The organism is Paenibacillus sp. Soil787, assembly GCF_001429545.1.
In the GTDB taxonomy this organism is placed as follows: Bacteria; Bacillota; Bacilli; order Paenibacillales; family NBRC-103111; genus Paenibacillus_E.
In genome coordinates, this window is the sequence record NZ_LMSP01000003.1 from 40,531 (window position 1) to 53,554 (window position 13,024).

Consider the following 13,024-nt stretch of genomic DNA (forward strand, 5'->3'; position numbering starts at 1 on the left):
ACCTATTTCTTCTCATTTTCATTCATCACACTGCGCTACAACTAGGAAAAAATAAAGGTTTATGGTAAACTATGCACCACAAACGTATGTCCAATAAGGAGCGATGAATGCGATGGACAATCACCTTTCTTCCGTTAAGAACAGCTGCAGGCTGCTTAAAACGTTTCTCGATTCGGAAAAAGAGCTGGGCGTCAGTGAATTAAGCCGGCAGCTCAAGCTTTCAAAGGGTGCTGTTCACAAGTTGCTCATGACGCTGGAAAGCGAAGGATTCATTAAGAGGAATCCTGTCAATAAACAATACTCGCTTGGCTACACGCTGCTTGAGCTTGGTAATAAAGTGCTTCGCAATCATAATATAACGGATTTCGCCAAGCCGTATCTGCACAACCTTGCGTCAACGACGCAAGAGCTTGTCAGTCTCTGCGTTCGAGAAGATCACGATGCAATTTATGTATATAAAATAGACTCGCCTCATCCGATCAGATTCAACGTCGAAACGTTCCAACGTTTCCCCCTTTACGCTTCATCGGCCTCCAGGGTCATTTTGGCTTTTCAAGATAATTCCCTGATCAAAAGCGTTCTTGGTGGTCATATCCAGATGTATACACCATATTCGATGAATAGCCCTTCGGAAATTGAAGAGCGTCTAGAAGCAATTCGTAAGAATGGTTATGAAACAAGTTCGAATCTCAAAAACGAAGGGGTTACCGGAGTTGCGGCGCCGATTTATGAATCGAACGGAGCCGTGAATGCGTCGATCAGTATCGTCGGTCCATCGGACCGGGTTCTCCCTATGCGCGACAAATTTATTGAAAATGTATTATCGACAACAAGAGATTTATCAGCTCAACTAGGCTATCGTGGACATTAAGTGATCATCATCAAAAAGGCATTCCGATTTTTTCGGAGCGCGCTTTTTTTTGTTTGTATATAAATTGATAGCTGCCTATTTGGAGCGATGATTCCGAGCTTACGGACTTCAGCGCCGTTATTTCAACAGCTGTATGTTGATTGGTCAGTCGTAGTTTTTTTTCTCTCGCGCATACTCATCCAAGTTTTATCCTCCAGACTGTTGTGAGGCGCACGCTAAAAAAGCCCGCGATTTACGCGGACTTGATTATAACAATGTTCGTTTCATCCGACATCCACCAACTAAACCCCGGTAGCTTTTTGGCTTTTTTATGCGGACTTCAGGGAATTCACCGAATTCTCTTATTCCTTTTCTTGCTCTTGCTCAGAAATAGTCGTAGAACCAGTAGTTTGAGCTTGTGTTGCTTCATTTTTAGCTGAGGTGGCTGCTTGATTGCTAGCTGGTTGAGACTGTGATACTGCATTACTAGCTTGATTGTTTGCTTGATTCGATTGTTGTGTAGTCATTTGGGACTCCTTTTTCAATATTTATTTGTACTGGAAAACAGCACATATTTAATATTCACAACAAGCTACTTTTTTAATATAATTCCTTTTTGAGGTAAACCTTTGCCCGCGGTTCAGAATTAATATCGGCAATATTTATCTCTTAATGCCAGTGTATACTTAACGGATTGTTCCACACCTTTTTCTTGATCTTCAATCATTTTATCCATAAGATGTGCCGGAGGATAATAATAATCCAGCGGTTTAATGATATCTAATTCATAAGGTGGCCTTTCAACTTTAAATGCTCCTTCGCCGACTTGAAATACGCCGCCAGTTCCCGGTTCTCTTTTGAAAAATATGGCGTAAGGAAAGCACATTTCCACATTGATTCGGGTTAAGGTTGATTCCTCGACAAGAATCTTGAAGCATTGTTCCAAATCGATATTCCCTGTTCCTGCCGGAACTCCGCATACTCTGTAATCTTCACCGTCATGAACGACGATATGATCTTTAAAATGAGTGGTGTTTGCGTAAGGTGCCAATTTGCGGACAGCCTCCACCGGATCTTCCCATGCCATCATCCCGTTTCCGATATCGCAATGCGCACCTACCCAAGGACTGCCCACTTCTTTAATGATTTGAATAATCTCATCCGTTATCTCTTCCTCATGGTTTTCTACGGCCAGCCTGATTCGATATTTTTTCAATAAAGGGACAAGCCGTTTAATATCTTCAGGCGCTCTTCTCAATCTTTCGGCGTCATATTTGCCAAAACAACAATAAGTCCGAATGACATCCGCCCCTATTTGATGAGCAGCTTCGATGACTTGAGTTAAATGCCCCGGGTCTGTCCCGTTCGTATCGATTTCGGCAAAAAATCCGTATTTCCGAATTTCATCTCTTACTCTCATTAAATATTCCGGTTCGAAAGATTCGAGAGTCCCCCACCCGGGTAATCCCGGCCACCGAACAATATTGATCATGACTCCGTCTAATCCCAATTCGGCTGTTTTGCGGATAAATTGAAAGATATCCATCCGACCGGAAATAAACTGCAAGTGAAAGCTTTCGGTTTCCAATCCGATTTTCATGACTTCTCCTCCAATGGCAGCATACCTGCCGCTTTCATAATGAATCTCCGCCGGTCTCAACGCCCAGAACACCATCAATCGTTGAGAGGGCGATCAACGCTTCTTCAAACCGTCCTGGTTTTCTTACAACCACCCTCATCCGCATAAAGAGATAACTGCAATTGTTGGGCGATTGCAGACCATCATTATTCTCGATCGTTAGCTTATGGATTTGGATGCTATATTTGTTTAATTTGGTAACGATATGATTTAAGTTGGACGAATCTTCCTGAATTTTGAGTAGAATGTGCCTATGGAGTTTAGCCTTGACAAATGTTTTTTCTAATTTATTCAGGAATAACAGGCTGATGAGCACAAGTACGGTCGTGAGTATCGCCCCGTAATAAAATCCGGCGCCGATCGCCAGGCCGATCGATGCAACGACCCAAAGCGATGCAGCCGTCGTCAAACCCGATATGCCCAAGCCAGTTCTCATAATGGTGCCTGCACCAAGAAATCCAATGCCGCTTATGACTTGAGCCGCCAAACGGGATGGGTCCATTCTTACGTTAGGCTCCTGGGCAAATTGGGAAAATCCATACATCGACAACAAAACGATAACCGCGGCCCCCAAGCAAACAAGGATATGCGTTCGAAGCCCTGCCGGGTGCCCACCAAACTCTCGCTCTAATCCAATCAATCCCCCCAGAATTAGGGCTAGAATCAACCGAATCGTTAATTCTAAGTAATCGATCTGCCAAACTTTCGGATCAAATGCAAGAGGCATAGTCCATCATTCCTTTGATTTCAATGTTTGTCGTCACGTTCCCAGACCAAACGACCGTTCTCCATAACGATGTCACCAACGGATGGCAACAAAATAGTAGACAACTCTTTCAGCTCGGATGATCCGCTTACGCCAGAGAGAACGCCGATTGCCAAGCCTGCAGAACCGTTTTTGGCAAATTGCAGATCCACGACGGTATCCCCTACAACGGCTACCTCTTCGACAAGGATACCACCCACCTCGCAAAATGCCTGAAGCATGCTTGGGCTCGGTTTTTTCTCATAGAAATCCGATGTGCCGATGAAATCAAAATAAGGGGCTATACCCATTTTTTTCAGAAAAAACAACGTCGACTCCTGATCGTCAGCCGTTGCCACGCCTATTTTTAAGCCGTGCCCGCGAAGCTGTTTCAGTAAACGGGGTAAATCCGCGGCAGGCTTTATATGCTCTCTATTGGACTTGGTCAACATATAAAGTTCCTCGACCATCCAATCTTTTAAACCTGCCAGCTTCTCCGGATCTGCTTGTTTGTCCTGCAGTACATGAACAAATGCATCAGACATGTCTTGGGTGGTACCGCTCGCAAGAATCCCCCTCGGGTCAACCGCGTTTCCGTGCAAACCGATAGCGTCTAGCAAGCTTTCCCGCGCTGCCGAATCTTCGCTTAAACCCAAGTCAACCAGAAGACGACCGATCATTTGTGTAGCTACCTGTACCCAACTGGAATGGAAGTCGACCAACGTTCCGTCCTTATCAAATAAAATGCCTTTGATCTGTTTCAGTGCTCTCACCATCCTAATTTCTCTTTGTTGCCAATAATGAATAACCGTATGGATTATTCCTCGCTTGCTGTGATCCAATCTATATTTTGCAGATTAGGTTTCCAAGACTGCGGAGCATTCTGATCACAAACGATAGCGTTAATTTGATCCATACCCGAAACTTTGCATAAAGTTTCCACGCCGATCTTGGAATGATCCACGAGAATGATCGTTTCTTTAGCTACCTGAATCATCTTCGCGGAAATCGAGGAATCATCCAGGGTATATTCCATAATACCTGAAAGCGAGATCCCCCCTGGTGAAATGAACGCTTTGCTCACGCGAAATGAATCTATCATTTTTTCGCATACGGTCCCGCTTGTCGAATAGTTTTCCGCATTCATTTCGCCCCCAAGCAAGATCACTTTGCCTTGGAACAAACCTTGGTTTAAGGAATCCATTAATGTATGGGCCGTCGGCACCGAATTCGTCAAAATGGTTACTTTATTTACGTTGCGAAGGGAACTCGCCATTTCAAGGATCGTGGTTCCTCCGCCCATGATGATTGTATCTCCGTCATTGACCAATTGGGAGGCTCTTTTAGCCACTCTCTTCTTTTCTTCAAGGTATACATTTCTTCGCTGGTAAAAAGGAAGTTCTTCCATCTGGGTTTGGATTTTAACGGCTCCGCCATGCAAACGCTTCAACAATCCATCCTTTTCCAGCATGTCAAAATCACGACGGATCGTTTCCATGGATACATCAAAAAGTTGGGCCAGATCGGCTGCATTCACCCTTCCGTGTGTCTGTAACCGCTCTAAAATAGCATTTTTACGTTCTTCCGCCAATATAGACGACAACTCTTTCACCTCACTTTAATAAAATACATTCTGTTTCCGGAATCCAAACGCGGATGAACTGTCCCTCGGCCAATACGGGTTTGTGAGGAACATTCAATTCATCAACGGTTAAGGTTATATCCTGCGCCTGAATCAAGTAACGGCGTACATTCCCGCGAATGGTCATACTCTGGACGGCACCTCCTGCAAGCCATAGTCCCGGTTCTTGCTTCTCGGCATCGTTCAAGTGCAGCTCGATAACTTCCGGACGGACTGCATAAGTTCCGGACTTTAACCAATGTCCCGATAATTTAACAATATCCTGATCCGTAAATACGTTATAGCTGCCGATAAACCGCGCAACAAAGTCATTTTCAGGCGAGGCATAAATCTCCTCTGGTTTACCTTGTTGAACAATCTTTCCGCCGTTCATAATAAAAATGCGATCTGAAATCGTCATAGCTTCTTCCTGGTCATGAGTGACGAAAATCATCGTCATCTTGAGCTGCCGCTGAATATTGCGTAATTCGGTTTGCAAGCTTTTCCTAATTTTCGCATCGAGCGCGCTAAGCGGTTCATCCAAGAGCAAAATATCAGGTTCCGTAACCAGCGCTCGGGCAAGAGCCACACGCTGCTGCTGGCCTCCGGAAAGTTGATGCGGATATGAGGCTGCTTTATCAGACATATGAACCAACCCGATCACATGATTCACCTTATCGGTAATCTCTTTACGCCCCATTTTTCGCATTTTCAGTCCGAATGCAACGTTTTCGAATACGGTCATATTGGGAAACAAAGCATAGGATTGAAAAACCATGCCCACATTTCTGCGCTGCGGCGACAACAAGGAAATGTTATTCCCGTTTACAAGGATCGTCCCCGCATCCAGCACTTCCAAGCCGGCTATGCTTCGCAAAAGCGTGCTTTTGCCGCAGCCGCTCGGGCCCAGCAAGGTAACCAGCTCTCCTTTTTCAATGGTGAGAGATACTTCCTGTAATACAGTAGAACCCGCATATTGCTTAAATGCTTGATCGATTTGAACATAGCTCATGTCACATTCTCCTTGATCTCTTCTTTCTTTTGGAACCGTCTTCCTAATTTCAGCGTCATCCAAGAAATCAACAACACCATCAGGAAGTACGATATGACAATGCTACTAGCCAGATGCCCGTTCTCATTCAAGCGTCGCAACAAATAAATTTGAATCGTTTCATAATATCCACCAATAAGAAAATTAGCCATAACGAACTCGCCGATTAAGATCGAGAACGATAATAGAGCGGAAACAAGAAGTCCGTTTACCATGTTGGGCAGTACGACAAACGCGAATCCCTTGATTTTACTCGCTCCAAGCACTTCAGCGGCTTCCATGAGCTTTCTGGCGTCAATCGTCCGCAAATTGTTTCGGATACCTTGGTACATATAGGGAAGAACCAGAACGTAATACGCTCCAATCAGGATCCAGATTGTCCCGGACAAAACAAGCGGACCGCTAGAGTATACTTTGATCAATCCTACGGCTGCGACAACACCCGGAACCGCGAAGGGAATCATCACAAGAGCTTGCAGCAAACGTTCCATTTTGGGCACATACATGAACACGACAAACACGGCGATCGATACGGTAACCACGCTTAACAGGATAGCAACTGAAGATACCAGGAGTGTTCGGCCGACTGCTTGTAAAAATCGGAAATCCGTAAACAGATCCACGTACCAATTCATCGTATAAGAAACCGGAATGATTGTATGGTGCCATTCTTTGGCGATTGAGTACAAAAACGTTGCCGCCAAGGGCAAGAAGAGATACAGAATAGTTGCAGAAATAATCAGTATATGAATCCACTTTTTCTTCATTGTAAATCTCTCCTAAACCGCCGCATCATGCGTTCATTGAGCCACATCGCCGCGATCATCATCAATCCTAGAATCACAGCCAAAGCGCTCCCCAATTGCGGTCGTGTGGCTACATCCCCTGCGACGAGGGACCCGATTCGAATCGGAAGCAAATTATAGCTGCCTCCTACTAAAGCATATGCCGTTGCATATGCACCCATGGCATTCGCTAACAGGATGCTGAATGTTCCAACTATGCTGGGAGTGATAACGGGTAATCCGATACGCAGCCAAAATTGCAGGGATGACGCCCCAAGCAAGGCGGAAGATTCACGCCAATTCTTATGAATACCGGAGTAAGCAGGATAAAGCAGCAGGATTGCTAAAGGGACTTGGAAATAAACATATACGGCCACTAACCCGCTCCAACTGTACAGTTCGAACGACTTCGCGAGGTCCCATCCCCAATCTTTAAATAGGAGTGTAAAAAGTCCGCTGTTACCGAGCAATATAATAAATGCGAACGCAAGCGGCACACCCGAAAAATTGGACGTTAAATTGGAGAACGTAATCAATCCGGACTGGATTTTCTTGGGCATTCGCGTGATGGAATACGAAGCGCAGAGCGCGATGACCATACCAATAAGACTGGAATATACAGAAATGATCAAGCTATTGCTCATTCCTCGCGTATAATAAGGATTGGTTAAAGCAAGTTTATACTGCATGAACGTAAACGTGATACCATCGTCAGCAAGAAAGCTGTCACGTACCATGGCTAACAATGGCAGCAACTCGAAACCAATAATCAGCAGCGCAAACGGCAGCAGCGCAGTGATGGCAAATAGCGTTATTCTAGACTTCATTCGGACAACCCTCACTTTTGCATGCAGCTTCGGAAATTCTTACCGAATCATCGACCTGGACCGGATGATCCAGCGCCAGGTCGCCATATTAGGTTTTTACTTGATATGAACCAGTACTTGTTCTTGCCACAATTGCGGAATTTTTTTGGATGTTTCATCCCATAATTTATAATCCGTGATCGGCTTCGCATTTCTATACTGTTCTTTTGGAATCATCTTCTTGGCGATTTCTTCCGGCAATTTGACGTTATCGCGAATTGGACGGGCAAAGCCTTTGGCCAGGTTGATCTGCCCTTCGTCACTCAAAATAAATTCGCGAGCAAGCTTTGCGGCATTCGGATGAGGCGCATACTTGTTAATTATAGTGGTATAACCGCCAATGACGCTTCCTTCTTGCATAATGTTCACTTCAAAGCGATTGGGATCGATCTGGTCTTTAAAGCCCAAAGCCACAAAATCCCAAAGTATCGCAATAGGTATCTCACCCTTTTCCAGAGCGGCTTTGGTCGGATCTTTGGCAACTAATCTGTTCTGCTTGGCCAATTTCGAAAAAAAGCTCAAACCTGGTTCAATGTTGCCCTCATTTCCTCCATGCGCAATGGCAGACGCCAATACACCCATCTGAGCTTGCGATGATTTGGTTACATCTGAGATCTGTACTTTATAATCTCCTTTTTCAATATCCTCCCATGTTTTAGGCGGATTTTTCACCTGTGATTTATCAATAAGCACCGCGATCGTACCTTGATAATCAACCAAATAGTGCCCGTCCTTATCCTTCGCCCATTCCGGAATATCATTCCAGTAGGAGGTTTTATACGGCATGGTCACTCCTTTTTCCTTTGCAATCTTTCCGAATGCTATGCCAACATCTCCGATATCCGCCGTAGGATTATTCTTTTCAGCGTCAAATTTGGCGATTTCCTCCGAACTAGTTAAATCGGTATCGGTATGGGATAAACCGTATTTGGTTTTAATATCGCCCCAAGTTTCTATCCAATTGGCCCAATCATCGGGCATCCCGACGCTGACGACCTTACCTTCTTGTTTGGCCAGATTTACTATCTCTTCCAGCGTCTGTTCTTTTGCCGGATCTGGACTATTCGTTGCGATAGGAGCGGAGCCTTGCCCGGAGCCGCATGCGGTAATCCCCAGAGCAATCGTGCTGATTAATAGAACTGCTTTCCATGAAAGATGTTTTTTCACGTTGAATTTCCCCCTAATTTGGTTATTCTGTGATCTTGAATCTGATCCTTGTATCAGCTATCGAATGCTCGCTTTTAAGCGCTTACATTTTTATCATCCTCTTTCTTTCTATATTTGAACATTTAGGGATCGATACCCATATCTCGGTACGGGTATCTCATCCAAGCGCTAGAGAAAACCTAATAATTTTGCGTTTTTGTTGTTTTATGTGTCTTTATGTGGGTATATACACACAATAAATTATTCCTTTAGAAATGTCAATACTACCTATTGCCAAAAATGCCGTCCCAAGGTCTGTGAAGAACTTAAACATTCTTATTGTTTAAAAAAACCGTCAGGAAGATTCCTGACGGTCCTTTTTCGTATAAACCCATACGTTTTGAGCATGGGGAGGGATGTGGGGCTCACCGCTGTTCTAAGAGGGGAGCGCTATTTTGGTGTTTTCACAGCTTTTACAGCACGAATGCAGGAAATAGCGGCCCCTAGTTCCGCGAAAACTGGAAATAAGCGGTTTTGAGCAAAATAGGGTCTCTACGTTCCGCGAGCATAGTGTAGTGCCGGGTAGAACAGATAATTACAATTGATACACCGAAATACTTCCCCCTCGCGACTATAACGATGAAAAATATCTTTGCAGCTTATACACTGGCTGTAGGTTATTGCACACTTAATATACACCATCGGCCCACTCTCTACATGCGCATGAACAATATCCTGTCTTCGTTGACTTTGATAAAAATAGTAAACGAATTTGGGCAGACGGAACGTATCGAAGGTCGCACACTCTGCCAACCGAGGATAACAACCGCGGTCATGGTCAATGCCGACCCATGAGGCATCTCCGCGCGACCACCTGATGCCATGGTTCCGATTCAGTGACCATTGATAGTTCCAGGCTTACAGCAGCAGCTTCTGTTCTCCCGCGTAGCGCGATACCCGGCTTGTACTCTTATGACCGCCGAACTCGTAATCCCCGTACTCTCTATCGAATCCTCCTTTGCCCGGTAGAACCTCCTCCAGCGGACGGGACAACGTTTCATCGCGTTTCATATCTAATTCCTCTATTCTTGTGTATACGACTGAATAGCCTCTTCCTCAGCTAAACTATTCCTTAAGCGGTTTTAATGATTCATAGAATTCATCCATTTGGACAACAGAATTCTCCAAACGGGACTTCTCAGCTGCAAAGGCCATAAGGTGGCTTTGGACAGACACATGAGCTGAAGTGAGTCCCGCCTCATTACCGTCTTGACGTAACAACCTTACGAAATCTTCCATAATGCCTTCGTCTCCCCCGCCATGCCCCTCTTGCGGAGACTCAAGGCGAATAAGCTCTTTTTCCCCTGTCAAAAATCTCGTGATTTCGATTTCGTTCCGTTCCATATCCGCTCTGATTTGTCCGTTAGATCCCATCAGCTTCAACGATCTCCCGCCTTCAAATGTAAATGCGCTCATCGTAAAAGCAACCGTTACCCCGTTATCAAATTCCATATTGACCACCTGATGGTCAACGACATCATTGTCGCAATGGTACACACATCTGCCGTACGGCCCCTCCTTCAAAGCATGGAGCACGCCTTCGTCGCTTGTATTGTTACTAACGACTGTGCGGAAAACTTTGTTAGTCCAATCATCCCGCTCCATGTAAATTTTAGGCGCATAATAGGGGCATTCACCTTGAACGGGACATCCGTCCAGACACATTTTAGGTGCACCCTTAGGGGCATTCTCTTTCTGAAAGTGTGTTAAAGAGCCGAAAGAAGCTATTTTTGTACAATTCGCATCGGCTAACCACAATATAATATCCATATCGTGGCAGCTTTTAGCTAAGATCATCGGGCTGGATTCCTTGGATTTTCTCCAGTTGCCTCTTACAAAGCTATGAGCGTAATGGGCATATTCAACATTCTCCGTATGCTGGATCGTAACTAATCTGCCGATGCGGTCTTGTTGTAACAGCTTTTTAATCGTCTTGAAAAAATCTGTAAATCTTAACACATGGCAGATCGAAAATATCCGCTGGTGCGACTCCGCGATTTCCCCTAAAATGATGCATTCTATTGGGTCGTTTGACATCGGTTTCTCAAGCAAAACGTGATAACCTTTTTGCAGTGCCTTGAATGCCGGTATAAAGTGCATCTGATCCTGAGTGCAAACAAGCATGGCATCAGCCAACTTAGGCTTGGCTAATAACTGTTCCCAACTTTCAAAGCCGCGTTCAGCGGGAATATTGTGTTCAAGCATAAATTGCTTTCTTCGTACTGGATCAATCTCCGCAACAGCGACAAATTGAATTTGATCCGGATATTTGAGCGCATAAGATGCGTATGCGCCAGCGCCTCTTTGGCCGGCACCTACAAGGACTGCGGTAATTTTTCTCAAGATAATCCCCCCAATAATGTTATAGGCGCTTCCGCTTGCGTTAGTCGCCGAAACAATTTCGAACAAACTAACCTAACTCAGCAAAGTCTTGAAGAATGGCAATCGGATCGTTGGTGCCATGCAGTTCGAACAGGATTAACTCATTTTCCCCCTCGCGCAGAAGCGGTCCTGGGATATATAACGTTTTCTGCGGACCAATGTCCCAATAACGTCCGAGATTATAGCCGTTAATGTAAGCCACCCCCTTCGTCCAACCTTCCAGTTTCAAGAACGTGTCCCCGACCTCGTCAACATGAAACTTGCCTTTATAAAAAGTAGGCGTAAATGAGACATTTTCTTGCATGTCCCCGAACGCGAGTTTCGATATATTGTTAAGAGGAAGCGAGTAAATTTTCCAATCGTGCAAAAACCCTCGCTCAAAACGAACCCCTTCTGTAATCCCTTTTGGATCTTTCAAACTATAACCGTAATTAATCCGACCCATATTTTCCACTAAAATACTTAATGTCGCGCCTTCGGGAGGTATTTCTACCAGAATATCATTCTCTTTGATTTCCACTGTCTGATCGTGTGTATTTCTTTCAACCGTCCCCTGATAAATCCCATCCAGGAAAATGAGCGCCCTGTCACGCACTTGTTGAAGGACGAGCTTATTCTTTGCCCTTGGACCCGATATCTGTGTCATATACAAAATAAAACCGTAATCCTGATCCAGTTGTTCCATCGTTATTGGACATTTACTTGCCACCCTAGAAGACAACTGATCAAACGAATCAAATAACCTCGTTTGTTCTGTAAGGCGGACAATGCCGTAATGTTTCTTTGGAATGGAAGAGGGAATTTCAAAATCCGCCAAATCCACATACTTGGAAAGCAATTCTCGAACTGCGATGTATTTGTCCGTAATATCTCCGGATTCATTCAACATCGCGTGATAATCATAACTGGTTGCGATCGGTTCATATTTACCTAAAAAACCGGCTCCATTATAAAAACCAAAATTCGTACCGCCGTGGAACATATAGAAATTAACGGAAGCGCCCAATTTCAACATCCGGTCCAGTACGTCCACCACATCGTCATTACCTCTCTGATGATGTTCATCTCCCCAATAATCGAACCAGCCATTCCAATATTCCATACATACGAGCGGATTGTCCGGCTGATATTCCTGCAATTTGGCAAATGCTTCTTCAGGCTGCGATCCGAAATTGACTGTTGCGAACACGTCCGGAATTAACGTACCTCCTTGAAGATTGGAATCGTCATAACCATCCGAAGTGAACAGAAGCACATCCATTCCACGGTTGATCATGGCTTGCCTTATATACGCCAGATATTCTTTATCTGTGCCATAACTTCCGTATTCATTTTCAATTTGCATGGCGATAATCGGTCCGCCATTCGTACATAGAAGGGGTTTAAGCCTTGCCAATAATTCGTCGTAATAGGCGTCTATTTTATCCAAATAAGGCTTATAGCAACACCGTAATTGCATGGAAGGGTCCTTAAGGAGCCAATAGGGCAACCCGCCAAATTCCCATTCCGCGCAAATATACGGACTCGGCCGAATAATGACGTGCAATCCCAATTCTCCGGCTAATTGAACAAAACGCTCAACATCAGCGATGCCTTGAAAGTTAAACTGCCTTTCTTGCGGTTCGTGGACATTCCAGGCTGCATAGGTTTCGACCGTGTTAAAACCGCAAGCTTTTAATTTCAACAACCTGTCTTTCCAATATTCAGGCACAATTCTGAAATAATGCATTGCTCCTGACAGGATTCGAATTGGTTCGCCGTTATAAATAAACTGTTTGCCTTCCATTGTGAACGAAGCCATTTTAACATCTCCTTAATTATCATTTCTCTGCGCAGTATTCAAGAGCAGTGTTTTTGCAGTAAGGTTAAATCTTTCATT

The 13,024-nt window shown here is 44.5% G+C and carries 13 protein-coding genes; 1 reads left to right on the plus strand and 12 read right to left on the minus strand.

Annotation, left to right across the window (positions count from 1 at the left end; genetic code table 11):
• The first annotated feature begins 112 nt into the window (after positions 1–112).
• On the plus strand, positions 113–871 hold the full coding sequence (locus tag ASG93_RS06400; RefSeq protein WP_056830027.1) for an IclR family transcriptional regulator: 759 nt from the start codon (positions 113–115) through the stop codon (positions 869–871).
• A 341-nt stretch (positions 872–1,212) separates the two neighbouring features.
• Here the strand turns inward: ASG93_RS06400 and ASG93_RS34855 are convergent, their stop codons facing one another.
• The 12 genes from ASG93_RS34855 to ASG93_RS06450 form a co-directional block, all read right to left on the minus strand.
• Positions 1,213–1,377 (minus strand): hypothetical protein, encoded by a 165-nt coding sequence (locus tag ASG93_RS34855; RefSeq protein WP_156410820.1) that lies wholly within the window; start codon positions 1,375–1,377, stop codon positions 1,213–1,215.
• Between the two features lie 119 nt (positions 1,378–1,496).
• On the minus strand, positions 1,497–2,450 hold the full coding sequence (locus ASG93_RS06405) for a sugar phosphate isomerase/epimerase family protein (protein ID WP_056830029.1): 954 nt from the start codon (positions 2,448–2,450) through the stop codon (positions 1,497–1,499).
• A 34-nt stretch (positions 2,451–2,484) separates the two neighbouring features.
• Positions 2,485–3,216, minus strand: a complete 732-nt coding sequence (locus tag ASG93_RS06410) for an MgtC/SapB family protein (RefSeq protein WP_056830031.1) — start codon at positions 3,214–3,216, stop codon at positions 2,485–2,487.
• 20 nt (positions 3,217–3,236) lie between these two features.
• On the minus strand, positions 3,237–4,010 hold the full coding sequence (locus ASG93_RS06415) for an HAD family hydrolase (protein WP_235550759.1): 774 nt from the start codon (positions 4,008–4,010) through the stop codon (positions 3,237–3,239).
• Positions 4,011–4,051: 41 nt separating this feature from the next.
• The gene (locus ASG93_RS06420; RefSeq protein WP_056830032.1) at positions 4,052–4,837 is read right to left on the minus strand and encodes a DeoR/GlpR family DNA-binding transcription regulator; all 786 of its coding nucleotides are present in this window, start codon (positions 4,835–4,837) and stop codon (positions 4,052–4,054) included.
• A gap of 10 nt (positions 4,838–4,847) precedes the next feature.
• Positions 4,848–5,867, minus strand: a complete 1,020-nt coding sequence (locus ASG93_RS06425) for an ABC transporter ATP-binding protein (RefSeq protein WP_056830034.1) — start codon at positions 5,865–5,867, stop codon at positions 4,848–4,850.
• Positions 5,864–6,673 (minus strand): ABC transporter permease, encoded by an 810-nt coding sequence (locus ASG93_RS06430; protein WP_056830036.1) that lies wholly within the window; start codon positions 6,671–6,673, stop codon positions 5,864–5,866. Before ASG93_RS06430 ends, ASG93_RS06425 begins: the two co-directional genes overlap by 4 nt.
• Positions 6,670–7,518, minus strand: a complete 849-nt coding sequence (locus ASG93_RS06435; RefSeq protein WP_056830038.1) for an ABC transporter permease — start codon at positions 7,516–7,518, stop codon at positions 6,670–6,672. The genes ASG93_RS06430 and ASG93_RS06435 overlap by 4 nt, the downstream gene beginning before the upstream one ends.
• A gap of 96 nt (positions 7,519–7,614) precedes the next feature.
• Positions 7,615–8,724: an ABC transporter substrate-binding protein gene (locus ASG93_RS06440; RefSeq protein ID WP_056830041.1), complete on the minus strand. Its 1,110-nt coding sequence runs from the start codon at positions 8,722–8,724 to the stop codon at positions 7,615–7,617.
• 897 nt (positions 8,725–9,621) lie between these two features.
• Positions 9,622–9,774: a hypothetical protein gene (locus tag ASG93_RS34860; RefSeq protein ID WP_156410821.1), complete on the minus strand. Its 153-nt coding sequence runs from the start codon at positions 9,772–9,774 to the stop codon at positions 9,622–9,624.
• Between the two features lie 54 nt (positions 9,775–9,828).
• Entirely contained in the window at positions 9,829–11,106 is a 1,278-nt protein-coding gene (locus ASG93_RS06445) for a Gfo/Idh/MocA family protein (RefSeq protein WP_056830344.1), read from the minus strand.
• A gap of 67 nt (positions 11,107–11,173) precedes the next feature.
• Positions 11,174–12,946, minus strand: coding sequence for a glycoside hydrolase family 35 protein (locus ASG93_RS06450; RefSeq protein WP_056830044.1), 1,773 nt, complete (start codon positions 12,944–12,946; stop codon positions 11,174–11,176).
• Positions 12,947–13,024 lie beyond the last annotated feature (78 nt).

What these genes read in the sequence shown, in the direction of transcription:
- ASG93_RS06425 (WP_056830034.1), bottom strand. Translation starts at nt 5,867, where the DNA reads ATGAGCTATGTTCAAATCGATCAAGCATTTAAGCAATATGCGGGTTCT.
- ASG93_RS06415 (WP_235550759.1), bottom strand. Translation starts at nt 4,010, where the DNA reads ATGGTGAGAGCACTGAAACAGATCAAAGGCATTTTATTTGATAAGGAC.
- ASG93_RS34860 (WP_156410821.1), bottom strand. Translation starts at nt 9,774, where the DNA reads ATGAAACGCGATGAAACGTTGTCCCGTCCGCTGGAGGAGGTTCTACCG.
- ASG93_RS06405 (WP_056830029.1), bottom strand. Translation starts at nt 2,450, where the DNA reads ATGAAAATCGGATTGGAAACCGAAAGCTTTCACTTGCAGTTTATTTCC.
- ASG93_RS06430 (WP_056830036.1), bottom strand. Translation starts at nt 6,673, where the DNA reads ATGAAGAAAAAGTGGATTCATATACTGATTATTTCTGCAACTATTCTG.
- ASG93_RS34855 (WP_156410820.1), bottom strand. Translation starts at nt 1,377, where the DNA reads ATGACTACACAACAATCGAATCAAGCAAACAATCAAGCTAGTAATGCA.
- ASG93_RS06435 (WP_056830038.1), bottom strand. Translation starts at nt 7,518, where the DNA reads ATGAAGTCTAGAATAACGCTATTTGCCATCACTGCGCTGCTGCCGTTT.
- ASG93_RS06450 (WP_056830044.1), bottom strand. Translation starts at nt 12,946, where the DNA reads ATGGCTTCGTTCACAATGGAAGGCAAACAGTTTATTTATAACGGCGAA.
- ASG93_RS06410 (WP_056830031.1), bottom strand. Translation starts at nt 3,216, where the DNA reads ATGCCTCTTGCATTTGATCCGAAAGTTTGGCAGATCGATTACTTAGAA.
- ASG93_RS06400 (WP_056830027.1), top strand. Translation starts at nt 113, where the DNA reads ATGGACAATCACCTTTCTTCCGTTAAGAACAGCTGCAGGCTGCTTAAA.